Here is a 24,926-nt window from a genome sequence, read left to right as displayed (position 1 = left end):
ATAAAGTAAAAATATTAAATTAAACAATTTTTATCATAGAAAGTTAAGATTTACAGAAAACTCTTCACACCCTCTAAAATTGAATATTTTTTTATCCTTTTATGTTTTCTTTTTTATATTTTTACTTGCTTTTTTTTAAAAAATGTTGTATCATATGTGTATGGGAAATTTTATCCAGAGTTTTCCAAGAAATATTGACTCAGATCAATTTTTCGTTATACTCATCCTATTTATTTTGTGTTATACAAGGAAAGAACACTTATACCCAGAGGTGTTCTTTTCTTATTTTTTGGAAATTTTATTTTTTCATAACTATATTATATTATGATTCTCATTTTGAAATCTTTTCATTATGCTTTTTATAATTATGGATAACCTCTTTCTTTAAAAATTTTATTCCTTAGTCAAAATTTTTATATAATAACATCTTCTATATTTTTTCTTATAATTTTAGAAAATAAAAAAAGCTGGTTAAAAATTATCCCTAACCAGCTTTAATTATTACTTTGATTATTTTTCAATAACAAATATATTTTTTAATCTAGTATTTAAAAGACTAACAAATCTCACTTGTTTATTCATCATTAAAGGTATGATGATTTTTCTCTTATCATTAGTTACTATTTCAACTACAGCTTGTACTTTTCCTTTTCTTCCAAGAACTTCTTCTTTTAATACACAAGATTTTATATTATTTAGTTCTATTTTAACATCATTGCTTATTAATAGATCTTTTTCAAAATCTAATATTATCTTGTAACTAAAATATACTTTTAAATGTCTTAGAGCGATAAAGATAAATATAACTGCAAGTATCATATCTTTTGGAGCTTTACTTGATGAATACATCATAAGCTCAGCTATCCCCATAACAAGTATTGGAAGTCCTGTACCTAACCAAAAGACAGTTTTTTTAATATCAAGTAAGAATCTCTCTCTTCCTTTTAATTCTAAATTATTTTTTATATTTTTTATAAACTCTTCATAAAATAACATACCCCACCTACTAAATTACTAAATCATTTAGATGTGCATCTTTGAAATCTAAGTTATGAACAGAGTTGATATATCTTATTGTTTTACTAGTTCCTCTTACTAAAAGAGTTTGTGTTCTAGCGATATTTCCTTTTCTTTTTACACCTTCTAATAGATCTCCAGAAGTTATACCAGTGGCAGAGAATATAATTTCATCTGTACTTACAAGGTCGTTAAGTTCTAGTTTTTTACCAACTTCAACTCCAACTTCTTTACATCTTCTAGCTTCTTCTTCAGATATTTTGTCGTTTTTGTCGTCAGAACCTTTTACATCACTTCTAAGGATAAGTCTTCCTTGCATATCTCCACCTAAGATTCTTATAACTGCTGCAGAGATTACTCCTTCTGGTGCTCCACCGATTCCATACATCATATCTACATCAGAATCAACAATTGATGTAAGAATAGATGATGCAACGTCTCCGTCTGGGAATACATAAAGTTTTGCTCCTAATTCTCTTATTCTTTCGATTACTTTTTTATGTCTTGGTTTGTCAAGAATAGCTATCATTACATCTTTTACATCTTTTCCTAAAGCTTTAGCTACTGCTCTTATATTATCTTCTAAAGATTTATCAAGGTCTATTACACCTTTTGCTTCTGGTCCAACAACTAATTTTTCCATATACATATCTGGTGCTTTTAAAAGAGTTCCTTTTTCAGCTGCTGCTAAAACTGCGATTGCATTTGGTTGCCCTTGAGCTGTCATTCTTGTACCTTCAATTGGGTCAACAGCTATATCAACTAAAGATAATTCTTCTTCTGTGAATGGTTCAATATCTTTTTCATTATATTTTAAACCTAATTTTTCACCGATATATAACATTGGAGCTTCATCAATCTCTCCCTCTCCAATAACTATCTCTCCGTCTATTTTCATTCTGTTTAGAACGTTTCTCATAGCTTCTACTGCTGCGTTATCAGCTAGGTTTTTATCTCCTCTTCCTACCCATTTTTGAGCTGCTAATGCTGCTGCTTCAGTTACTCTGGCAAAATCTAATGCTATTTCTTTTTTCATTTTTCCTCCTATACTTACTTTGTATATTAAATTTTATTACTTAACCAATACTTTATAAATATGTTCTCCCGGTTTAACCATTTTAAGTTTTTCTCTTACTTCCTTTTCTTTATAGAAATCATCTTTTAAATGATCAGTATTTATTTTGTATCTTCTTATCTCGTCGTTTAATTCTTGCTTTCTATATTTTAAGGCATTTAATTCAAAAGTTAACTTTTGGATTTTTATAAAACTTTTATATATTCTTGGTGTTACTCCCACTACTATTGATAGTACAATTAGAACTAATCCTACTCTTTTTAAGTTCATCTAGTTTCACCAACTTATTTTTTTAATTTTTTCTCAGTTTCTTTTTTTATAAGTTGTAATTTTTTAGATATCATTTTTTTAGCCACTGGAGAAATTCTTTCTATAAATAAAGTCCCGTCTAAATGGTCATACTCGTGTTGGAAAGCTTTTGCTAAGAAATCTTTCATCTCTTCTTCAACTATTTCTCCCTCAACTGTAGTATATCTAACTTTTATTTTTTGGGCTCTTCTTACTTTTTTATAAATCCCAGGTACACTTAGACACCCTTCATCACTTTCAATACAAGCCTCTGACATCTCTAATATCTCAGGATTTATTATTTTTCTAACAACTCCGTCTCCAATATCTATAACAAAAAGTCTTTTATTAACTCCTACTTGTGGTCCAGCAAGTCCAACTCCTGTTGCCTCGTGCATAGTCTCAACCATATCATCTAATAAAGTTTTTATCTCTTGGGTTATTTCAGTGACATTTTCACTTTTGTCTTTAAGACATTGTTCACCATAAGTTCTTATTTCGTATAACATCTCTTACCACCTTTTTTATTTCTAAATATTTTTTATTTTCTATATTAAATTGATTGGGTCTACATCAATTACTATCCGACACCCTCTGCTATCAAATTTTTCTAATACATTTAATAACTCTTTCTTAAAATAATTTATTTTTGATTTTTCACCTTTTATAAAGATATTTTTTCTATATCTATCTTTTACTTTATATACAAGACTTTTATTTGGCACAAAGACCATTACATAATCTCTCTTTATAAGATGAAAAAACTCATTTGAAACCTCTTCTAGTATCTTTTCATCAGTGTGAGAAAATCCTATATTTATAGTTTTAGAAAATGGTGGATATTCCAAAATATCCCTCATTCCTATCTCTTTTTCATAAAATTTATCATAATCACTATTTTTAATATTTTCCATAACATAGTTTTCAGGTTGATAGGTTTGAATTATAACCTTACCACTTTTATCCCCTCTACCTGCACGACCTGCCACTTGAGTTATCAGTTGGAATGTCTTTTCTGAGGCTCTAAAGTCTGGAAAACTTAAAATCAAATCTCCGTTGATTACTCCTACCAAAGTTACATTTGGGAAGTGCAACCCTTTCGCTATCATCTGTGTCCCTATCATTATATCATATTTTTTATTTAAAAAGTCAAAATATGTTTTTTCATAGAAATCTTTTTGTCTAGCTGTTTCAGAATCAACCCTTACTATTGGGACATTAAAATATTCTCTTAGTTTTTCTTCTATCTGTTCTGTACCTTTTCCACCAAAGTATAAATTAGTGCTACCACATTTAGAGCATTTACCTAAAAACCGTTTCTCTCTGCCACAATAATTACATTTTAATCTTTTTGTACTTTCGTAGTAACTTAGTTTTATAGAGCAATGTTCACACTCCTCTATATGTCCACAATCTTTGCATTGAATCATTGTAGAATAACCTTTTCTATTTAGAAGAAGTATTACTTGTTCCCCTCTTAATAGTGTCTCTCTTATAGATTTTAAAAGTTCACGACTAAAGAAACTATTTTCTTCCTCTTTCATATCCACAAGTTTAATCTCTGGAAGTTTTGCATCATTGTATCTTTTATCTAAAATTTCTAAATGAAATTGATTTTTCTTAGCTAAATAATAACTCTCTACATCTGGAGTAGCTGACCCAAGGACAACCTTACAATCTTCTAAGATAGCTTTTTTAATAGCCACATATTTTGCATTGTAACGAGGGTTTGTATCTTGCTTATAGCTATTTTCGTGTTCCTCGTCTACAATTATATAGGCTAGATTTTTCACTGGAGCAAATATAGCTGACCTCGCTCCAAGTACAACTTTTTTCTCTCCACTGATTATACTAAGCCACTCTCTCTGTTTATCCTTATCAGAGATATTACTGTGAAGAACAGCCACTTCCTCTCCAAACTCCCTTGCAAATCTCTCTTTCATCTGTGGTGTAAGGGAAATCTCTGGGACTAAAAATATACTTCCCTTTTTCTCTTTTAAAGCGTCTTTTATAAGTTTTATATAGACCTCCGTCTTTCCACTTCCAGTTATACCACGGATAAGAAAATATTTTTTATCCAAGTTTTCTATATTTTCAACTACCTCTTTTTGTTTATCTGTTAGTTCTACATCTTTAGAAGTTATTTTTTTTATCTCCTCTAGTTCTTCAAACTCTCTTTCAGATATTTTCTTTTCATAGATTAGTTTTTTATTTTCAATAAGTCTATCTATAACTTTTTTTTCAAACTTTTCATCAATGGTTTTCTTACTAAATCTATTTCTTTTTATAAAATAATTATAAATATCTTGATATTTTTCTCTGTTTTCTAGTGTCTCATATCTTGCAAAATCTAAAATATATTTTTTATCTTTTATCTCTGTAAGAATTTTACTATCTATAAAGTCTTTTATCTCAGAAAGCTCAAAGGTCTTTCTAAGAGTTTGTTTTGTAGCTCCTAATTTATCAAAAAAATAATCAAGATTTTCGTCATATTCTTTATCACTAAGGTTTAAACTATAAAACTCACTATATTTTATCTTAAGTTCTTTTGGCAGTGCAGCTGATAAAACTGTTGAGAAGTTACATAGATAATATCTGCTTATCCATAATAAAAGCTCTATATACTTAGGGGAAAGTGATATTTCATTTTCTAGTTTTCTTTTAATTCCTAAGACTTTAAAATCAAAACTCTCACTTTTATCCTCTTCGATTACTAAAGCTCCTCTTTCTCTATTTCTAAAGTTTACAGCTACCCTATCTCCAATACTAAACTGCTCTTTTTCATCAGAGTAAGTGAAAAATGAATTTGTGCCGTCTACAAATAGTTTATAATACTTCATCTTTCACCCTCCAAATTTATTCTAATATGATTTTTATCTCGTTTACTTCCAAAAGTTCTGTTCCCGGCTTAGGATAAAACTCTTTTACCTTACCAGTTCCTTTTATATTAAGTTTAACTTGATTTCCACTAAATATATCTACAACCTCTCTCATAGTTTTTCCTTTTATATCAGGCATAATATATATTTTAGTTTTTGTTGTTTTTAGATTTATATTTTCTATTTCACTTTCAGTGATTTTTATTTTTGAAATGTCGTCAGCTACAATCTCTCTTGTTATTGTAAGTCTTTTTATAACATTTGAAAATACTGGAGCTGCTATAAGTCCTCCAAGTTTTCTTTCAACATTTCTTGGTTTATAAAACATTATAAGTCCAACATATTTAGGATTATCAGCTGGGAAACAACCGATAAAAGATGTTAAGTAATCATCTTTTAAATATCCACCTCTACCAGCACTTATTTGTGCAGTACCAGTTTTTCCACCAATTCTATATCCAGAAACTTTTGCTCTAGCTCCTCCACCACTCACAACAACTTGTTCTAGCATATCTTTCATCTTTTCAGATGTCTCTTTGCTAATTGTATGTCTAACAACTTTCGGAGTATTTCTTTTTATAACTGTTCCGTTGCTCGAATCAACTATTTTTTCCATTAAGTATGGTCTATATAAAACTCCACCATTTACAAGAGATGAAAATGCCATTACCATTTGTATTGGCGTTACAACTATCCCTTGACCAAAGGCGATTGTATTTTTCTTAAGACCGTCCCATTTTCTACTTGGAGTATGATAAGGAACTTTTTCATAAGGAAAATCAATCTCTGTTTTGTCATAGAAACCAAATTTCTTTAAATATCCAGACATTACACTGTCTTCAAACTCGTCACTTATAAGTACCATTCCTACGTTACTAGATTTTGCCAATATATCTTTTACTGACATTACACCTTTTACTGACCAAGATGCCTCTTTTATAGTATGTCTATGTTTTGTAATTCTACCATTTTTTACATCAAATGTTGAATCTTCATTGATATAACCATCTTCCAATGCACCAGCTACAACTATTGGTTTAAATATTGATCCCGGTTCTAATTGGTTTTGGAATATTGGATTTCTTACAACTTTTTTATTCTTCTTAAAAGTGGCAATAGCTAATACCTCTCCAGAGTTTGGATTAACTATTATACCATAAGCCTCTTCTGAATCTGTTTCATCAAATTGTTTTTTTATCTCGTCGTTTAGGATATATTGTAGATCCTCTTCTAAAGTTAGATATACATCTTTTCCGTCTGATGAAATATCAAAATCTTCTTTGGCTGTAGGAAGAGCAAAGTTTCTACTCTTTACAGAAGACACTCTCTTTTTAAGAATTTTTCCTTTTAAGTAATCTTCATATTGTTTTTCTATTCCGTTTACTCCTACAAACTCTGATGATTCTTGCTCATATCCCATAATTCCAACTATATTTTGATATATCTCACCACGAGGATAGATTCTTTTTGTATCCTCTTTTAAGATAATTTCGTTATTTCTAAGAGAATATTTTTTTCTTATATCATCAACTTTTACTTTTTCATCATTAGTTAATTCTACCCCAAGAAGTTTATATCTTCTTTTATTCTTGGCGTCTTTTTCCAACTCATCTACAAATTTATTTTCATTTTTATTAATAGATAAAGTCTCAAAAAGTTCATTTATTATCTCTTTAGTTTTCTTAGTTTGGCTAAGCATATAAGGGTCGATTATAATATCATAGACGTGAATGTCATAAGCTATCTCTCTTCCTTGTCTATCGTAGATACTTCCTCTCTTCCCTCTAAAAGTATAAACTTTTTCTATCTGTCTTTTTATAAGATTATTATATTTTTCATTGTCAACAACTTGTACTTTATAAAGTCTTATAAATAAAATCATTATTAAAAAAAGAACTATATTTGTACTCATAGTGGCTTTTACTACAAAGTTTTTCTTTCTACCTATAATCTTTGTTCTTCTAAACAACCAAAAAAGATAAACTAAGCTTACAGAAAACATCATTATAAAAAGGTGATTTGTCTTCACAATACTTGCAACCAAAAGTACCAAGTTCAATATTAATAGTGCTATTTTTATTTTTGCCTCTTTCTTCATTATCTAAACTGCCTCTATCCTTTATTTTATCTATCCTACAATATATTATAACAAAAGTTCTGTATAAAGTAAAAATTTTTTTTATTTTATTGATGAAACAGCTTTTTTTTGTTAAAATAAAAATGATAGATAAAAATCTATGATTTTAATATATGATTAGGGGGATTTTTATGGGAAAATCTATTTCATTTGAAAAGGCTTTAGAAAATATCGACGAGATTATATCAAAGTTAGAGAATGAAAGTCTAACTCTTGATGAATCAATAAAAGAATATGAAAAAGCTATGAAGTATATAAAAACTGCAAAAGATATTATCGACAGTGCTGAGGGTAAACTTTTAAAAGTTATAAAAGACAGCAATGATGAAATACAAATAGAAGAGTTCGAGGTGAAAGAAAATGCTTAAGAATTTTTTAAGTGAAAAGAAAGTTTTTGTTGAAGACAGTATCAATCTGTTTTTAAATGAATTAACTTATCCAACTCAGATTGCTGAGGGAATGAAATACGCTGTTTTAAATGGTGGTAAGAGAATAAGACCTATTTTACTTTTGATGATTTTAGATCTATTTGATAAAGATGAAAAATTAGGTGTACCGTCAGCTGCGGCTCTAGAGATGATACACTCTTATTCACTGGTTCACGATGATTTACCAGCTCTTGATAATGATGATTATAGACGTGGTAAACTTACTACTCATAAAAAATTTGGAGAGGCAGAGGGGATATTAATAGGAGATGCTCTACTTACTCACGCTTTCTATATCTTAACTGAAAAAAATCTAAACCTACTTTCTCCTGAAAAAATAGTTGAAATAGTAAGACTAACTTCTAGTTATGCTGGTATTAACGGTATGATTGGTGGACAGATGATAGATATTGAAAGTGAAAATAAAAAAATCGATATGGAAACTTTAAAATATATCCATAAAAATAAAACTGGTAAACTTTTAAGACTTCCTATCGAAATCGGTTGTGTTATCTCTGAAACTTCAAAAGATATAAGAGAAAAATTAGAAAAATTTGCTGACTTAATCGGTCTTGCATTCCAAATAAAAGATGATATACTAGACATCGAAGGAGATTTTGAAACTTTAGGTAAACCTATTGGAAGTGATGCAGAACTTAATAAATCTACTTATCCGTCACTTATAGGACTTGATGAAAGTAAAAAACTTCTACAAGAGATTGTTGATGAAGCTAAAAATATTATCAAAGAAAACTTCTCTCACGAAAAAGGAAAAATGTTGATAGAACTTACAGATTATATTGCTTTCAGAAAAAATTAAACTTTTTTTAAATAAAAATGTTTAATATTTATTCAAAGTATGATATTATATAGAGTGTAGATTATTTTACTAAAATAATAGGAGGAAAATTATGAAAATCAGAAGCGTTCTTGTTGCACATAGAGCACAAATCAACCCACAATTAGGAGGAGCTGTTGATGCTTTAGGAATTTTTGACAATATGATTCAACCTATGTTCCCAATTCCAATGCAACATATGTCAATAGTAATAACTATCGATGAAATTATAAAACCAACTCTTTTTGAAGCTAGAATCAGTGGACCAGAAGGAGATTTAATAACTAAAGGAGAATTTCAACCTATGGTAGATCCATTTGGTGTTGGTAAAAAAATCCTTGACTTAGAAAAATTCTTAATACCTACAAGAGGAAGATACACTATAGAATTATTTGAAAAATTACCAGATAACAAATATAAATTTATATCTGAACATACATTATTTATAGCTGACTATCCACCTCAAAGACCATTCACTCAAGATGAAATAAGACACATCTTAGCTGATGAAAATCTTATAAAAGTAGTTAGAACAGAATTCCAACCACTAGGAACTGAAACAAAAATAAAAATTCAACATAGTTTAGATCCTAATACTCCACTTATGGACGGATATGTTACAATACCTGAAAATAACAAATTAGTTGTTGACGGAAAAGAAATAGATTTATTAGGACTAAGAAGACACCTTGAATGGATGTTTGGAAGACCTATGCCAAAAGCTGAAGATATGAAAAAACCTGAAGGGGAAGCTCCAGCAGAACCAACAAAAGTTAATTGATAATTAATTTTATAGTCACAAATCACTTTAATTAGTGGTTTGTGATTTTTTTATTTAAAATAAAAAAAGAATAAAAGCCACAATAATTAAATTGTGGCTGATATTCTGAACTTATTTAAATCAATACTTTTCCCTACGGGTTTGTTTCTATAATAATTATATCATTTTTTTTATAATTTGTAAATAATAAACAACTATTTAATCTTTAATATATTTTCTAGTATCTCTATATTTCTTCTGTTTTCATCACTTGGATTTTCTCTATTTACCTCTTCGTAAAGGTCTAGTGCCTCTTGATATTTTTCAAGTTTTGCCATATTCCAAGCAATCTCCTCTTTTACCCAAGTTGAGTTATAATATTTTTTAGCAAGGCAACTTTTTAGATATTCTATCGCCTCTTGGTGTTTCCCTATTCTTCCTAAGTTCCACCCTATCTCACTTTCTATCCAACCATCAGATTCCCCATTCATCTTATAAGCTTTTTTCAAAAGTTCAATAGCTTTATTATGGCTTTTTACTCTACCAAAATTCCACCCAAGTTCACAGTTAAGCCAAAAATCATCTCTTCCTTGAGCTTTAGCTTTTAAAAGATAAGTGATTGCTGATTTATGTTTTAGCATTTTACCATAACACCAAGCCACTTGAGAATAAAGCCACAAATCATTTCTACCAAGTTCCTCTGACTTTAAAAAATTTTCCAAAGCTTTATCCAATTTATGAATTTTTTCATAACAATAACCTAAATGAGAATATATCCAAATATCATCTTCTCTATATGCTCTAGCAGCTTTGTAATAATTTATCGCCTCTTTATAATTTTCAAGACTTTCATACATAAAACCAATTTCAGAATTTAACCAATAATCACTTCTACCAGTTTCCTCAGCTTTCTTAAGATAATAAAGTCCCTCTTGATATTTCCCAAGTCTTCCTAAGTTCCACCCAAGTTCTGAGTTTTGCCAACCGTCATCTCTACCAAATTCTTTAGATTTTTTTAGATAATATTCAGCAAGTTTATGTTTACCTAATCCTCCATAATTCCAAGCTAGTTCACAACAAAGCCAGCCATTTTCATCATACTCTTCCATTCCTTCGGCTTTCTTAAGATATTTAACAGCCTCTTCTCTCTTCCCAAGTCTCCCAAGCACCCAACCTATATTACAATAAAGCCAGTAGTTTGGTTCTTCTGTTTTTTCTATCTCAAGTAGGATTTCCAAAACCATTTCATATTCTTTTTTATTTATCAAACTTTCTATCATTCTCTTTTTATCCATATATTTTTCCCTCTCTTATATTGGATTTACACATATTATACCACCTTTTTCTATTTTTTTTAATAAAATTATTGACAAAGTTTAAAAAAAACGCTATACTATCTAACGTCACAATTTTATATAATTCCAATCTTTATTGGAGAGATGTTCTGCACAGTTAAACCATCTATAAAAAACTAGGTTATTTATTATCGGATAATAATTTTTTTGGAGAGCAGAATTTAAACTGCTCTTTTTTATTTGTTTTTTATGAAAGGAATAAAATGGGAATACGTTATAACAAAATCATTGATAAACATCAAAGGGAGATTGTTCTTTTAAAAAGTCTACCTTGTAGATATGGGAAATGCAGTTTCTGTAACTATATCGAGGATAATTCAACAGATATTGATGAGATTGATAGAGTTAATCTTGAAGTTTTAAAAAATATAACTGGGGAATTTGGAAGTTTGGAGGTTATAAACTCTGGGTCTGTATTTGAAATCACACCTAATACTTTAGCTGAAATTAAAAGAATAGTTATGGAGAAAAATATAAAAGTCTTGTATTTTGAAATCTACTATGGTTATATTAATCTTCTGGATAAGATAAGAGATTATTTTAAAGGTGTAGAGGTTAGATTTAGAATGGGACTTGAGACTTTTGATAATGATTTTAGAATTAACTGTTATAATAAAAATTTCCATTTAGAAGAAAAAGATTATCTTATGTTAGGGGAGCGTCTTTATTCTGTGTGTCTTTTGATTTGTACAAAGGGGCAAACTCGTGAGATGATTACAAGGGATATTGAGCTTGGACTTAAATATTTTAAAAATATTACTATAAATATTTTTATAGATAATGGAACTGTTGTGAAAAGAGATAACGAATTAGTAAAATGGTTTGTTGGTAAATATTCTTATCTTACAGAAGACGACAGGGTAGAACTTTTGAGTGATAACAAGGATTTAGGAGTTTTTGAACAATAATTTTTAGGAGGAAAGATGAAAAACGAATTACTTTGGGCTTTAATGTTACTTTTAAACTTTTTAAGTATCACATTTGTTTATAAAAAATTTGGTAAGGTGGGGCTTTATTCTTGGATACCTATCTCCACTATTCTTGCAAATATTCAGGTTGTAATATTAGTAAATCTTTTTGGTTTAAATGCAACTTTAGGAAATATTTTGTATGCTGGAGGATTTTTAGTAACAGATATTTTGGCTGAAAACTATGGTAGAAAAGCTGCACAAAAAGCTGTTTATCTTGGATTTTTCTCTTTGATAGTAACATCTGCTATAATGAAAGTGGCTGTACTATTTACACCAATGGAAGAGGGAGTATTAATGTTTGAAAGTGTAAAAAGTATATTTGACTTTATGCCAAGACTTATGGTTGCATCTTTAGTAGCTTATCTTATATCACAAACTCACGACATTTGGGCTTATGAGTTCTGGAGAAAGAAATATTCTGAGACAAAACATATCTGGATAAGAAATAATGCTAGTACAATGATTAGCCAACTTTTAGATAATTTAGTTTTTACTTTTATAGCTTTTTATGGGGTTTACTCTTTTGATATTCTAAAAGATATTTTCATTTCAACTTATATTTTAAAATTTTTGGTAGCTGTATCTGATACGCCATTTGTATATATAGCTAACTATCTAAAGAAAAAAGATTTAATAGAAGAAGATATGTAACTTATAAAAAAACTGACCTGAAAAAATCAAGTCAGTTTTTATTTTTTATCTTACTTTAAATACTATATTATCATTTTCAATATCTACCAAAACATCACTTTTTTCTTTAACTTCATTTGATAAGATTTTCTTAGCAAGTTCTGTTTCAACCTCTTTTTGAATAAATCTCTTAAGTGGTCTAGCACCATATTGTGGCTCGTAAGCATTTTTAGCTAAGTATTCTACCACATTGTCAGAAAATTCAAGACCAATATGTCTGTCTTTTAATTTTTCTACTGTATCTTTTAGTAATGCTTTTACGATATTTTTAATTGATTCAAGTCCAAGGCTCTTGAAGATTATAATATCATCAATTCTGTTTAAAAACTCAGGTTTAAATGATTGTTTCATTATCTTCATAACAGCTTCTTTTGTAGAATCTGATAAGCTTGGGTCTTCTAGTATTAAGCTACTTCCTATATTTGAAGTCATAATTATTAAAGTATTTTTAAAGTCAACTACCCTACCTTGTCCGTCAGTAAGTCTTCCGTCATCAAGGATTTGTAAGAATGTATTAAATACATCTGGGTGAGCTTTCTCTATCTCGTCAAACAAAATTACTGAATAAGGTTTTCTTCTAACAGCTTCTGTAAGTTGTCCACCTTCTTCATATCCAACATATCCCGGAGGTGCACCGATAAGTCTTGTTACTGAGAATTTATCCATATACTCACTCATATCAATTCTTATAATATTATCTTCATCATCAAATAAATTATAAGCTAGAGATTTAGCTAAGTATGTTTTACCTACACCTGTTGGACCTAAGAATACAAAAGAACCAATTGGTCTTCTGCTATCTTTTAATCCTGCTCTTGCTCTTAAGATAGTATCAGCTACAAGTTTTACAGCTTCCTCTTGTCCAATTACTCTTTCATTTAGAGATTTTTCAAGATTAAGTATTTTTTCTTTTTCACTTTCAACTAATTTATTAACAGGGATTCCTGTCCATTTAGAAACTATATCAGCTATCTCTTCATCAGTTACTTCAAGTTTTAATAAAGAGTGGCTAAATTTACTTTCAATAGCTTCCTGTTGTGATTTTAATTCTTTTTCAAGGTTAGCAAGTTTACCATATTTTAATTCAGCAAGTCTATTAAGGTCATAGTCTCTTTCAGCTTTTTCTATTTCTAGTTTTGTTTTATCAATATCAGCTTTAAGTTTTTTAACCTTATCAACACCCTCTTTTTCAACTTCCCATTGAGATTTTAAAACAGCTTTTTTAGAGTTTACCTCAGCCAATTCTTTTTCAAGGTTAACAAGTCTTTCTTTAGATGCGTCGTCGTCCTCTTTTTTCAAAGCCTCTCTTTCTATTTCAAGTTGCATTGATTTTCTTGTAAGTTCATCAAGTTCACTTGGCATAGAGTCAATCTCAGTTCTTATCATTGCTGCAGCTTCGTCAATCAAGTCAATAGCCTTATCTGGTAAAAATCTATCAGAGATATATCTATCACTTAGGACAGCAGCTGATACAATAGCACCGTCGCTGATTCTTATTCCGTGATAAACTTCATATTTTTCTTTTAAACCTCTTAGTACAGAGATTGTATCTTCAACACTTGGTTCATCAACCATTACAATTTGGAATCTTCTTTCAAGAGCCGGATCTTTTTCAATATATTTTCTATATTCATCTATTGTTGTAGCACCGATAACTTTTACTTCTCCTCTTGCAAGCATTGGTTTTAACAAGTTACCTGCGTCCATAGCACCGTCAGTTTTACCAGCACCAACTATTGTATGGATTTCGTCAATAAATAATATTATATTTCCGTGAGATTCTTCTACTTCTTTTAATACAGCTTTTAATCTTTCTTCAAATTCTCCTCTATATTTTGCACCAGCAATCAAAGCTCCCATATCAAGAGAGAATATCTTTTTATTTTTCAAGTTTTCTGGAACGTCTCCATTTAATATTCTTTGAGCAATCCCCTCTGCTATTGCAGTTTTACCAACACCGGGTTCACCGATAAGAATTGGGTTATTCTTTGTTCTTCTTGAAATTATTTGGATAGTTCTTCTTATCTCAGTATCTCTACCGATTATTGGGTCGATTTTTCCTTCACGAGCAAGTTCAACTAAGTCTCTTGCATATTTTTCAAGGACTTCGTATTTTGATTCAGGGTTTTGAGAGTCAACCTTTTGATTTCCTCTTACAGCTTTTACAGCCTCTTTGAATTTTCCTAAATCAATCATTCTTTGTAAAAATCTACTTTCTTCTAATAAGCAAATAAAAATATGTTCAACACTTATATAAGAGTCTCCCATTTTTTTCATTTCCTCTTCGGCATTAATAAGCACCTTATTAGTTGCCATATCAAGTCCTACTTCGTTATTTCCTGAAACTTTTGGATATTTTTGGATCTCTGCCTCTAGTTCTCTTATTATTGTGTTAGTGCTAAGATTCATTTTTTCCATTATTCTAGGAATAAGCCCTTCTTTATTTGTAAGAAGTGCTAAAGCCAAAATCTCTGGCTTAATACTTGGTTGACTATATTTTATAGCCAACGCTCTAGCTTCATTTAGAGCCAAAACTGAATTTTCTGTAAAAATATTTGGGTTCATACAATTTACCTCCTTTGTCGACAGGCAAATATTCTTGGCAATTTAAAAACTTTTATAGAATAGTTCTTAACTTTCAAAAAAGAACTATTCTTTTTTAACTTTCATCACTAAGACGTAGGGTCTTTCAAAAAAGTTTAAAAGTTTTTTCAAAATGAAAATCAATAACCTCTATTAAAAGCATAAATTATAATTTTTATGTAGATTTCTTATCCTTTATATACTACTATTTTAAAAAAAATACACAATATTTTTTTATTTTTCTTAAAAATTTTTTTAATATTTTAAAGATTTTTTATTTTTTTCTTATTTTCCAATGATTTTTACTATTTTTTAAATTTTATTTTAAAATAATTTGACTTTCTAATTATTTTATGATAATATTAGTTTACAGAAATTAATAATACAGGAGGCAATTATGAAAACAGGAATATTTTATGGTAGTACAACAGGAGTTACAGAAGATGTTTGTAAAAAGGTAGCAACTCTTTTAAGAGCTGATGTTTTTGAAGCTTGTGAGATTGACAAAGCTAATGACTATGATTTTCTTATCTTTGCCACTTCTACTTGGGGAATGGGAGATTTACAAGACTCTTGGTTAGAAGTTATTGATTCTTTAAAAAATAAAAATCTTTCTAATAAAAAAGTGGCTTTAATCGGTGTTGGAGATCAATGTGGATTTAGTGATACTTTCGTAAATGGAATGGGAACTTTATATGATGCAGTTGTTGAGGCTGGAGCTAATGTTGTAGGAAAAACTTCAACAGAGGGATATGATTATTCAGACTCTACTGCTGTAAGAGATGATCATTTCGTTGGACTTGTAATAGATGAAAATAATCAAAGTGAATTGACTGAAGAAAGAATTAAAAATTGGGTTGAGAGCGTGAAATAATGAGTATAGAAAAAAGAAGAGAGTTAGATTTGTTTATACATATGATTTATGAATTGGATAAAGGTGTAAGAGTGCTTTCTCTTCTTACTACTTCTTCTGATAACGAAGAAGTTATCAGGGAAAAATTAGATAGCTCTGAATATAAATATATGATAGAACATCTAAATAATAAGATGATAAATGTTTATTTTGGAACTGCTAATTCTATAAAAGTAGTTGAAAGTTTTAAAAAAGCCCCTCTTTCACACCTTTCTCCAGAAGAAGATTTTATTCTTGGAGTTTTACTAGGATATAATACTGAAAAACAATGTGCTAGATACTTAACAAGAAAATCTGCTTAAATAAATTGGAGCTATTGGCATTTTCTAAATAGCTCCACTAATTAAAAATACTGAGAATAAATTTTTCATTTTAGTATCCATTATCCATCCTACCACTATTCTAGAAAAAATATCAATAAAAACAAGAGGGGAGTGCGGATAGTTTCTCAAACATAGAGGGTGTGAAGAGTTTTCTGTAAATCTTAACTTTCTATGATAAAAATTGTTTAATTTAATATTTTTACTTTATATGGTTTTACCATATATTTTAGTCTATGTCAAAGGCACTCTCTTTAGAGTATTCTTTTCATATTTAGTTAATCTCTATTTATTAAAGACGATCTTCAAACATTATTTGAAGTTCTCCATATATTTTTCCCCAATTTCTATGCTTAAAACCTTTTTTTCTTTTAGTCATTTTAATACTTTTTTCTATAAAAAATAGCCTCCTATGATATTAATTTTATCATAGAAAGCTATTAAAAGTTAGTGTTATTAAATTTATAGAATCTTTTTCATAGTCCCAAAATTGAGGATTGTAATAGTCCTTTAGCTTTTACTATATTTTTTAAATATTTTTCCCAATATTTAGACTTCTGTTTTATTTAGAATATTTGTAATATAACTACCTATAACTCTATTTTTATAGTTTTTATTTTATTTTAAAAACAGAATCTATTTTTTTCTTATAAAATTTTTTCATTTCATCTCTAGGGTATTCTAAAATCTTTTTTAAATCCATTTCTTTTGGATTTTTAGTAAGATTTTCTCTAAGACTACTTACAAAAACAAGTCTTCCATCTGTATCTACATTTATTTTTGTAACAATTGATTTTGAAGCCTTTCTTAATTCTTCATCAGGAATTCCTATAGCATCTTTTATTTCTCCCCCAAATTCTCTAAATCTTTTTACAAAATCTTGAGGAACAGATGAAGAACCATGAAGAACTATTGGGAAACTTCCTATCTCTTCTTTTATTTCTTCTAATATGTCAAGTCTTAGTTTCGGATCTTCTCCAGGTTTAAACTTATGAGCTCCATGAGCTGTTCCTATTGCTATTGCTAAAGAATCAACCCCTGTTTTTTCTATAAATTCTACAGCTTCTTGAGGTTTTGTAAATAGACTGTCATCTGAAACATGTTCATCTTCTGTTCCACTTATTACTCCAATTTCTCCTTCAACTGAAGCACCATACTCTTTAGCCATCTCTACTACTGATTTTGTTATTTCAATATTTTTTTCAAAATCATATTTTGAAGCATCTATCATAACTGAAGAGAATCCATAATCAAGACAATCTTTTATCATATCAACTTCTTTTCCGTGATCAAGATTAAGAGCTACTGATATTTGTGATCCTTGTTCTCTAATTTCATTTATAGCACCTTTAATCATTAGAGGAAGTGTTTCTTTTCCTATATATTTTCTAGCACTTGCCGAAATTTGAAGAATAACATCACTTTCTGCTTCTACACAAGCTGAAAGTATTGCTTGAAGCTGTTCCATATTACAAAAATTAAATGCTGGAACTGAGTATCCATTTTCATTTGCTCTTTTGAACATTTCTCTTGTGTTTTCCAAACCTAATTCTTTAAAATTATATTTTCTCATATCTATTAACCTCTTTTTATTCTTTCTAAAACATCTTTAATCTCAGGAATCGAATTTCTTCCGCCTAGTTTTTCTACAGAAAGTGAAGCACAAGCAGAAGCAAATTCTATATTTTTTTCAATTGAAAAATTATTACTCAATCCGTATACAAATGCTCCGTGAAATATATCTCCAGCTCCTGTTGTATCAATGGCTTTTGCTTTAAATGCTTTAAACTTTTTAATTTTTCCGTCCTTTTCCATTATAGAACCTCTTTCACCTAGAGTAACTATAATTGTATTTTTGTTAAGTTCTTTTAACTTTTCTAAAACATAAGCGAAGTCTTCTTCTTTTATTTTTTCTAATCCACAATAATCTCTTGCAAAATCTTCAGAACATACTAAATAATCAACTATTGCTCCAAGAACTCTAGTTCCTTCTTTATATGTTCCAGCATCAAGAACTTTTATTGCTTCAGGAAATTTTTCAACAGCTTGCATAGCAAGTTCAAGTTCGTGTCCATCAAAAAGAATTATTTCTGGTTTAGTTTTGTACTTAAACTCCACACCTTCTATTTTTTTCTCTTCTCTATAATTGATAATTGTTCTTGAACCATTATGTCTATTAGCTATTATAATACTGCATGGAGTTACAATTTCATCTCTTATAATTATATTTTTTGTATCTACTCCCACTTCATTAAGGTCGTTTAATATTTCACGACCATAAACATCATTTCCCAAAGTAGTAATATATGATACAGCTTCTCCATATTTTCCTAAAAGATAAGAAGCATTTCCTGCTGGTCCACCACTTACCATTATTCTATCTTCAGCTTTATATTTTCTGTTTTCTACTGGAAAATTTGGCAAAAGATAAGTTATGTCATATGCCGAATGTCCCACACAAAGTATTTTTTTCATAATTTATCCTTTCTGTTAATTCAGAAATTAATATTCGTCCTTAGCATTTATAACATGAGAGTTTGTTTTTATAAAGTTAGGAGCAATTAGGATTACAACAAGAACTGCGATTATTCCAAATATTCCTATTTCTCCAAAATTTTCAACTACTTTACCTATTAATATTCCAAGTACTCCAAAGTCAAAATCTCCGAACGTTGTATTTTGGAATCCTATATTTCCAAGAACTGGAAGAAGTGCTGCTGGTAAAAATGCTAATAAAAGACCGTTTATAAATGCTCCTATTATAGCTCCTCTTTTTCCTCCTGTTGCATTTCCATATATTCCAGCTGTTGCTCCACAGAAGAAATGAGGTACAAGTCCTGGTATAATTAAAACTGCTCCTATTGATCCAAGAATTATCATTCCTATTACTCCACCGATAAATGAAGAGATAAATCCGATAAGAACTGCATTTGGTGCGTATGTGAAGAATACTGCACAGTCAACTGCTGGTATAGCATTAGGAATAAGTTTTTGAGATACACCTTGGAATGCTGGAATAAGTTCTGATAAAATCATTCTAACTCCATTATAAACTATTGTAACTCCAACAGCAAAACTTAAAGCTGATGTAAGAGCAAAAACAATGTAGTTAGTTCCATTTGAAAGATTTGTTGTAACATATTCAGGTCCAGCTGCAAGAGCGGCTATCATATAAAATACTACCATTGTTATAGCTGTTGAAATTGTACTATCTCTTAAGAAGTTTACTTTTTCAGGAATAACTATATCTTCTGTACTATCTTCTTTATTTCCAACTTTTGATCCAATAAAAGATGCTAAATAATATCCTAAAGATCCGAAATGTCCCATAGCAATTCCATCATCATCTGTTACTAAATCTGTATATTTTTGACCTATACTAGGAGAGATTGCAGACCAAGCCCCAAGTAAAAATCCTCCCACAAGCACTAACATTCCACCTTTTAATCCTGATGTAGATAAAACAGCTGAAAACATACAAGCCATAAAGAAACTATGATGTCCTGTTAAGAATATATATTTGAATTTAGTTACTCTTGCAATTATTATATTTATTACTAATCCTGTTACAAGAATAAACATTGTCTCTTTACCTAAAAGATTTTGAGCTATTGAAGTTATAGCTTCATTATTTGGTACAACTCCTGTTATTCCAAATCCTTTTTCTATCATTTTTCCAAGTGGATCAAGATTTGATACAATAAAACTTGCTCCAGCCCCCAACATTATATAACCTAGTATAGGTTTTAATGTTCCAGTTATAAGTTTATTGAAAGGTTTCTTCAAAGCTAAAAGTCCAAATAAAGATATAAGTCCCATTAAAAATGCTGGGCTTGTTAAAATATCATTAGCAATAATTTTTAATAAATTCATAATTTTCCTCCTAGAATAGATATAATCATTTTTGGTTCTATTTTACTAATTCTTTTATTCTATCTAAAACATCCTCTTTAATTTTCTTTTTATTAGTATAACTTCTTATTTCTGCTACATTATAGTCTTTTAGTTGATCTGCAAGTTGTTTTACTGTTACAATAAGGTCTGCACCTTTTCCTGAAACTGAATTAAAATCAGAAGAAGATACATCTGCTTCTATTCCCTCTTCTTTACAAATTTCTTCAATTTTCATAGCACACATTAAGCTACTTCCTATTCCGTTTCCACATACTGTTAAAATTTTTATCATTTGTTTTTCCTCCTTGAAAGTTTTTTATTTTAATTAAATTAATTCCATAAGTTCTTTAACAGAGCTAACTTTTGTCATAGCATCTATTTTCTCTTCATCATCTATTACATCCATCAATTTCATCAATGTTTCTATGTGTGAACCATTATCTATTGCACCAAGAATAAAAATAAAGTATACTTTTTCCTCTTCGTTTGTTTCTTCTCCAAAAACTACTCCTTCATTTATTTTTAAAAGTGCCAAACAATTTTTATTCACTCCATCTTCTGGTCTAGAATGTGGCATCGCTACTTTTGGGGCAACAACTATATATGTCCCAAATTTTTTTATATTTTCTATCATTGCCTCTATGTATCTTTCCTCTATTGATCCATCTGCTACTAGAGGACTGGCTGCTATTTTAATTGCCTCTTGCCAATCTTTAACGTTGTCAACTATGCTAATTTTATTTTCAAGAATTTTTTTCAACATTTTTCATCATCTCCATCTATTTTGTTCAATTTTATTATAATTTATTTAAACATATTTTAAAAGGTTCTATTTTTTTCAAAAAAAAAGAGAGTTTTGTAACTCCCTTTTTATTTTACAAAGTATTTTATAATATCTTTAGCGGTTTTTAATTTCATTAGTTTTTCTCTAGAGCTATCTTCTTCAATTTTATCTATTATATTTATTAACCCATCAAGATGCTCTCTTTCGTCCTTTGAACAGAAAGATATTACCATATTTATTTTTTGTCCATCTAAAAAATCTATTTCTTTATCATAAGTAACTATTGAAAAAGCTGTCTTTTTTACCATATTCTTTGATTTAGCATGAGGAAAAATTATATTAGGAACAAGTAAAATATAACTACCAAATTCTTCTACTACCTTTATCATCTCTTTTATATATTCATTTTCTATACAATCGTCTTTTAAAAGGAGTTCTCCTGCTTCAATTATCGCTTCTTGCCAATTTTTTGCTTTTCCCTTAATCTTAATTCTCTGCTCTGTCAATAGGTCAAAAATTGTAATTTTTTTATGAAATATATCATCTATTAATCTTGTATCAAGAAAATTTTTTAATCCTGTTTTAAGTTTATTTGAAACTTTTTCTCCAGTATTTTTTTCAATAACATCTATAAGTTCCGAAAATAATATTTTCTTACTATCCCGTGGAATTGGATAACTATCAAGTTTTTGAATATCTTCCTTTGTTAAAAGAGGACTAACCTTTATTATTTTTCTTTCAGTTTTAAAATTTTCAATTGGAACAGTAGTCAATATTACATCTATATTTGTTCTTTTGTTAACTTTTTCAAGTAAATATCTTGGAATTATATCCACTATCTCCACTTTATAAATATCTTTTATTCGTTGAGCAAGTAATTTTGAACTTCCATACCCAGAACCACACACGATTAATACTTTTATTTTTTCTTTCTTCTTTTTAACATTTCTATCAATAGCTGCTTTAAAGTGAATTGTTATAAATGCTATTTCATCATTTGTAAATTTTTCATTTATAAATTTTTCAAGTTCTCCTACACTTTTTTTAACAAGAGAAAAAAGATTTGGATAACTTTCAACTACTTCTTCATATATAGTATTTTCAAGCTCTATTCCATTTTTTATCCTATAAATAGTCGGTTTAATATGATTTACAAGTCCAAGTATAAGAGTCGCATCATCTGAAATATCAATATCTAATTCTTCGTTAACTTTTTTAATAAAATTTCTGACTATAATCTCTATTTCTACCCAATTTTCATAATAAGAATAAGAAATATTGTATGTATGGCTCCCTAAAAAATAATCTGTAATTTTTAAATATTCAGCTTCAGAAAATTCAATTTCATAATACCCTTCAAGAATAGCCTTCGACTTTTGAACTGATTCATACTCCTGTGTTCCTTTTAAAAAGTTTTCATTTTTAATAGATTTTATTTTATAACCTTTTTCGTTAAAATAAATCACCATAACAAGATATTTTAAAATAATTTCATAAGCTTCATCAGAGATTATTTTATTCATTAATTTTTGACAATAATTAATAAATAATTTTATTCCTTCTTTATCAATATTTTTTAAGTAACCATAAATAATATCATCAAGAAATTTACTTTTTTGTTTTTTTGAAAGATAAACTGCTTTTAAAACACATTGACGCAACTGCTCCTCTTCTCCCTTTAGAATAAGACCTTTTTTAGGAAGAAGTTCTAATTCTAAATTATATATTTCTAAAATTTTTCTTATATCACGTAAATGAGTTTTTACTGTACTCTTACTTATATCCAGTTCATCAGAAATCATAGTTTGATTTATTTTTCTTTCAAAACATATTTTTAAAAAAATATACAGCTCTCTTTCCTTTGGAGAAAGAACATATCCATTATTATTAGTTAAAAACTTTGCAAGAGATTCATAATTCTTTATCCAACATTCTCCTTTATTAAGAGAGATTTCAAATTCTTCATTCTCTGTTACTTCTTTTATTTTTTCAATTTCATATCTTATACTTCTTTCACTAAGTTTAAGATATTCAGCAATTTCTTTCAATAATATTTTATCTTTTTTATCTAATAAAAATTTTAGTAACTCTGTAGATTTACTTGTAAGCATTTCATCCCCTTTTAAATATGTAATTGCTTTGATTCTATAAAAAAAATAATTAAACCTCTCTTATATTATACCTTATTTTCCATTTTTATAAAATTAATATTTAGAATTTTTTTATTCAATTAATCCATCCATTGTAAATTCTTACTTTTTAAACTAACTATATTATATCATACTTCTAATAATAAAAAGAGATATTACACTTAGAAAAATTCAATTTCTAACTTGCAACATCTCCAAAATTATTTTTATTTATTCTTTTACTTGTTCTCTTATTTTTTTCCTTTGTTCTTTTAATTCTCTACTTTTCTCTTTTAAGAAAATTTCATATTTTCTAAGTTCTACAAGAGCCTCTTTAGCTAATGGAGAAAGGCAAATTATATTTATAACTGTCATTATTCCAAGACCGAAGTCTGCTAATGACCAAACGAAGATATTTTGTTTTATTCCACCGATATATACCATATAGATAATTGCTATTTGATAAGCTATATTTAATGAAGTTTTTTCACTTATGTAGTTTATAGCATTTTTTCCATAATAAGCTACTGCAAGTATTGTACTTAATGAGAAGAAGAATATTACAATCACTGTAAATGGTAGTCCTACAAATCCAATGTGAGTTTTAATAGCTTCTTGGAACAATGCCATTCCGCTTAACTCTTTCCCATTTAACATCATTCCCTCTACACCAGCAACTTTTTTAGCACCTGCTAAAAGAACTACAAAAGCTGTTGCACTACAAACTAAAAGTGTATCAACGAAAACTCCAAGAGCTTGAACCATTCCTTGTTTTGCAGGTTGGTCAATATCAACAACTGCTGCTGCATAGTTAGAGTTTCCACTTCCTGCTTCATTAGAGAATAATCCTCTTCTAACTCCTTGCATAATTATAACTCCCATTGCTCCACCAGCAATCTCTTTTGTTCCAAAAGCTTGTGAGAAGATACTTCCTATCATAGCAGGAATTGAAGATATATTTGTAAGAATTATATATAATACAACTCCTAAATACAATCCAGCCATTACAGGAACTATTTTATTAAGAGCATCTATTATTCTATCTCTTTTTCCTTTTCCAAAAATTATTAATCCAACAATAATTGTTAAAACTATTGCTATCCAACTTTGTTTTATATTATATGCACTTGAAACTGATTCAGTAACTGAGTTTGACATAACTTGAGTAACTCCAACATAACAAAGAATTGATGCCACTGCATAGATACTTCCAAGCCAACCCATTTTTAATTTTTTTCTAATTATCCAAGGTGTTCCACCTATATATTTTCCGTCTCTATCTTTTTCTCTATAGATAACAGCAAGTGTAGATTCTATAAAAGATGTTGATGCTCCAAAAAGTGCTACAAGCCACATCCAGAAAAGTGATCCCGGCCCTCCAACAGTTATAGCTGCTACAACTCCAGCTATATTTCCAGCTCCAACTCTACAAGCAGTCCCTAAGAAAAATGTTTCAAGAGAACTGATACCATTTTCTTTTTTTTCTTCATTAGTAAATACTGAAAGTATTGGTCCTAATAATCTAAATTGCATAAATCTTGTTCCAAATGTTGCAAGAATCGCTGCTCCTATAAGTAATACTACTAAAATATTTTTTCCCCATAGCAGATTATTTACTTGATCTACTATTCCTCTAATCTGTGCTAAAATTTCCATTGTCTCTCAACCCCTTAATTTTATTTTACTCATTAAGTATATCATTATTATATATAAAATAATAGATAACAATATTTTTTATTTTTTGTTCGTTAAAAAAAAATTAAAGTCTTGAAAATCAAGACTTTATAAAATTTTGTACATAGTTTTTTTGTTCGATTGGATTTTACTTTATAGAAAAAAAGAGGTCGCATTCTGTACTGCAACCT

At 28.9% G+C, this 24,926-nt stretch carries 22 protein-coding genes; 7 read left to right on the top strand and 15 right to left on the bottom strand.

All coding sequences use genetic code 11. The features are described 5' to 3' along the window. Positions 1-510 precede the first annotated feature (510 nt). Genes I6E15_RS04220 through I6E15_RS04195 form a run of 6 tightly spaced genes read right to left on the bottom strand, consistent with a single transcriptional unit; the run spans position 511 to position 7,357 of the window. Entirely contained in the window at positions 511-996 is a 486-nt protein-coding gene (locus I6E15_RS04220; RefSeq protein WP_235244989.1) for a hypothetical protein, read from the bottom strand. 10 nt (positions 997-1,006) lie between these two features. Then, entirely contained in the window at positions 1,007-2,053 is a 1,047-nt protein-coding gene (gene glpX, locus I6E15_RS04215) for a class II fructose-bisphosphatase (RefSeq protein ID WP_177162405.1), read from the bottom strand. A 36-nt stretch (positions 2,054-2,089) separates the two neighbouring features. Further along, entirely contained in the window at positions 2,090-2,362 is a 273-nt protein-coding gene (locus I6E15_RS04210; RefSeq protein ID WP_235244987.1) for a septum formation initiator family protein, read from the bottom strand. Between the two features lie 14 nt (positions 2,363-2,376). Beyond that, positions 2,377-2,889, bottom strand: a complete 513-nt coding sequence (gene def, locus I6E15_RS04205) for a peptide deformylase (protein WP_235244979.1) — start codon at positions 2,887-2,889, stop codon at positions 2,377-2,379. Between the two features lie 39 nt (positions 2,890-2,928). Next, complete coding sequence (gene priA / locus I6E15_RS04200) at positions 2,929-5,220, bottom strand: replication restart helicase PriA (RefSeq protein ID WP_235244959.1); 2,292 nt, start codon at positions 5,218-5,220, stop codon at positions 2,929-2,931. Positions 5,221-5,236: 16 nt separating this feature from the next. Next, complete coding sequence (locus tag I6E15_RS04195) at positions 5,237-7,357, bottom strand: penicillin-binding protein (protein WP_235244951.1); 2,121 nt, start codon at positions 7,355-7,357, stop codon at positions 5,237-5,239. A 170-nt stretch (positions 7,358-7,527) separates the two neighbouring features. On the opposite strand from I6E15_RS04195, the gene xseB reads away from it, so the two are divergent. From xseB to I6E15_RS04180, 3 genes are all read left to right on the top strand, one after another. Continuing rightward, the gene (gene xseB / locus I6E15_RS04190) at positions 7,528-7,764 is read left to right on the top strand and encodes an exodeoxyribonuclease VII small subunit (protein ID WP_177160816.1); all 237 of its coding nucleotides are present in this window, start codon (positions 7,528-7,530) and stop codon (positions 7,762-7,764) included. Then, on the top strand, positions 7,757-8,644 hold the full coding sequence (locus I6E15_RS04185) for a polyprenyl synthetase family protein (protein WP_235244943.1): 888 nt from the start codon (positions 7,757-7,759) through the stop codon (positions 8,642-8,644). The genes xseB and I6E15_RS04185 overlap by 8 nt, the downstream gene beginning before the upstream one ends. A 91-nt stretch (positions 8,645-8,735) precedes the next feature. Continuing rightward, positions 8,736-9,443, top strand: coding sequence for a hypothetical protein (locus I6E15_RS04180; RefSeq protein ID WP_177160814.1), 708 nt, complete (start codon positions 8,736-8,738; stop codon positions 9,441-9,443). 194 nt (positions 9,444-9,637) lie between these two features. On the opposite strand, the gene I6E15_RS04175 is transcribed toward I6E15_RS04180, so the two are convergent. Continuing rightward, positions 9,638-10,717 (bottom strand): tetratricopeptide repeat protein, encoded by a 1,080-nt coding sequence (locus I6E15_RS04175; protein WP_235244934.1) that lies wholly within the window; start codon positions 10,715-10,717, stop codon positions 9,638-9,640. A 263-nt stretch (positions 10,718-10,980) separates the two neighbouring features. Here I6E15_RS04175 and I6E15_RS04170 point away from each other — a divergent pair, with 263 nt between their 5' ends. Together I6E15_RS04170 and I6E15_RS04165 are read left to right on the top strand one after the other, a co-directional pair. Further along, positions 10,981-11,685 carry a radical SAM protein gene (locus I6E15_RS04170; protein WP_235244925.1) on the top strand — a complete coding sequence of 235 codons (705 nt, stop codon included), beginning with the start codon at positions 10,981-10,983 and terminating at the stop codon, positions 11,683-11,685. A 15-nt stretch (positions 11,686-11,700) separates the two neighbouring features. Beyond that, the gene (locus I6E15_RS04165; RefSeq protein ID WP_235244923.1) at positions 11,701-12,399 is read left to right on the top strand and encodes a queuosine precursor transporter; all 699 of its coding nucleotides are present in this window, start codon (positions 11,701-11,703) and stop codon (positions 12,397-12,399) included. A gap of 45 nt (positions 12,400-12,444) precedes the next feature. Here the strand turns inward: I6E15_RS04165 and clpB are convergent, their stop codons facing one another. Beyond that, the gene (clpB, locus tag I6E15_RS04160; RefSeq protein ID WP_235244914.1) at positions 12,445-15,003 is read right to left on the bottom strand and encodes an ATP-dependent chaperone ClpB; all 2,559 of its coding nucleotides are present in this window, start codon (positions 15,001-15,003) and stop codon (positions 12,445-12,447) included. Between the two features lie 415 nt (positions 15,004-15,418). On the opposite strand from clpB, the gene I6E15_RS04155 reads away from it, so the two are divergent. Then, positions 15,419-15,895, top strand: a complete 477-nt coding sequence (locus I6E15_RS04155; protein WP_235244912.1) for a flavodoxin — start codon at positions 15,419-15,421, stop codon at positions 15,893-15,895. After that, complete coding sequence (locus I6E15_RS04150) at positions 15,895-16,236, top strand: DUF2023 family protein (protein ID WP_177160964.1); 342 nt, start codon at positions 15,895-15,897, stop codon at positions 16,234-16,236. The genes I6E15_RS04155 and I6E15_RS04150 overlap by 1 nt, the downstream gene beginning before the upstream one ends. Positions 16,237-16,867: 631 nt before the next feature. Here the strand turns inward: I6E15_RS04150 and I6E15_RS04145 are convergent. The 7 genes from I6E15_RS04145 to I6E15_RS04115 form a co-directional block, all read right to left on the bottom strand. Further along, entirely contained in the window at positions 16,868-17,827 is a 960-nt protein-coding gene (locus tag I6E15_RS04145) for a ketose-bisphosphate aldolase (RefSeq protein WP_235244910.1), read from the bottom strand. Between the two features lie 5 nt (positions 17,828-17,832). Beyond that, positions 17,833-18,729: a carbohydrate kinase family protein gene (locus I6E15_RS04140; protein ID WP_235244907.1), complete on the bottom strand. Its 897-nt coding sequence runs from the start codon at positions 18,727-18,729 to the stop codon at positions 17,833-17,835. 27 nt (positions 18,730-18,756) lie between these two features. Then, complete coding sequence (locus I6E15_RS04135; protein ID WP_235244905.1) at positions 18,757-20,127, bottom strand: PTS ascorbate transporter subunit IIC; 1,371 nt, start codon at positions 20,125-20,127, stop codon at positions 18,757-18,759. Positions 20,128-20,164: 37 nt separating this feature from the next. Then, positions 20,165-20,440 (bottom strand): PTS sugar transporter subunit IIB, encoded by a 276-nt coding sequence (locus I6E15_RS04130; RefSeq protein WP_235244897.1) that lies wholly within the window; start codon positions 20,438-20,440, stop codon positions 20,165-20,167. Between the two features lie 33 nt (positions 20,441-20,473). Then, entirely contained in the window at positions 20,474-20,911 is a 438-nt protein-coding gene (locus I6E15_RS04125; protein ID WP_235244894.1) for a PTS sugar transporter subunit IIA, read from the bottom strand. 107 nt (positions 20,912-21,018) lie between these two features. After that, positions 21,019-23,043: a BglG family transcription antiterminator gene (locus tag I6E15_RS04120; RefSeq protein WP_235244885.1), complete on the bottom strand. Its 2,025-nt coding sequence runs from the start codon at positions 23,041-23,043 to the stop codon at positions 21,019-21,021. 249 nt (positions 23,044-23,292) lie between these two features. Then, a complete protein-coding gene (locus I6E15_RS04115; RefSeq protein WP_235244883.1) occupies positions 23,293-24,717 on the bottom strand; it encodes an alanine/glycine:cation symporter family protein in 1,425 nt (474 codons plus the stop codon). Positions 24,718-24,926: the final 209 nt, after the last annotated feature.

Origin of the sequence: Fusobacterium perfoetens, from assembly GCF_021531475.1 — a bacterium.
Classification (GTDB): domain Bacteria; phylum Fusobacteriota; class Fusobacteriia; order Fusobacteriales; family Fusobacteriaceae; genus Fusobacterium_B.
The sequence above is the reverse complement of the archived record's forward strand: the minus strand, read 5'-3'. Positions and strand labels throughout refer to the sequence as shown.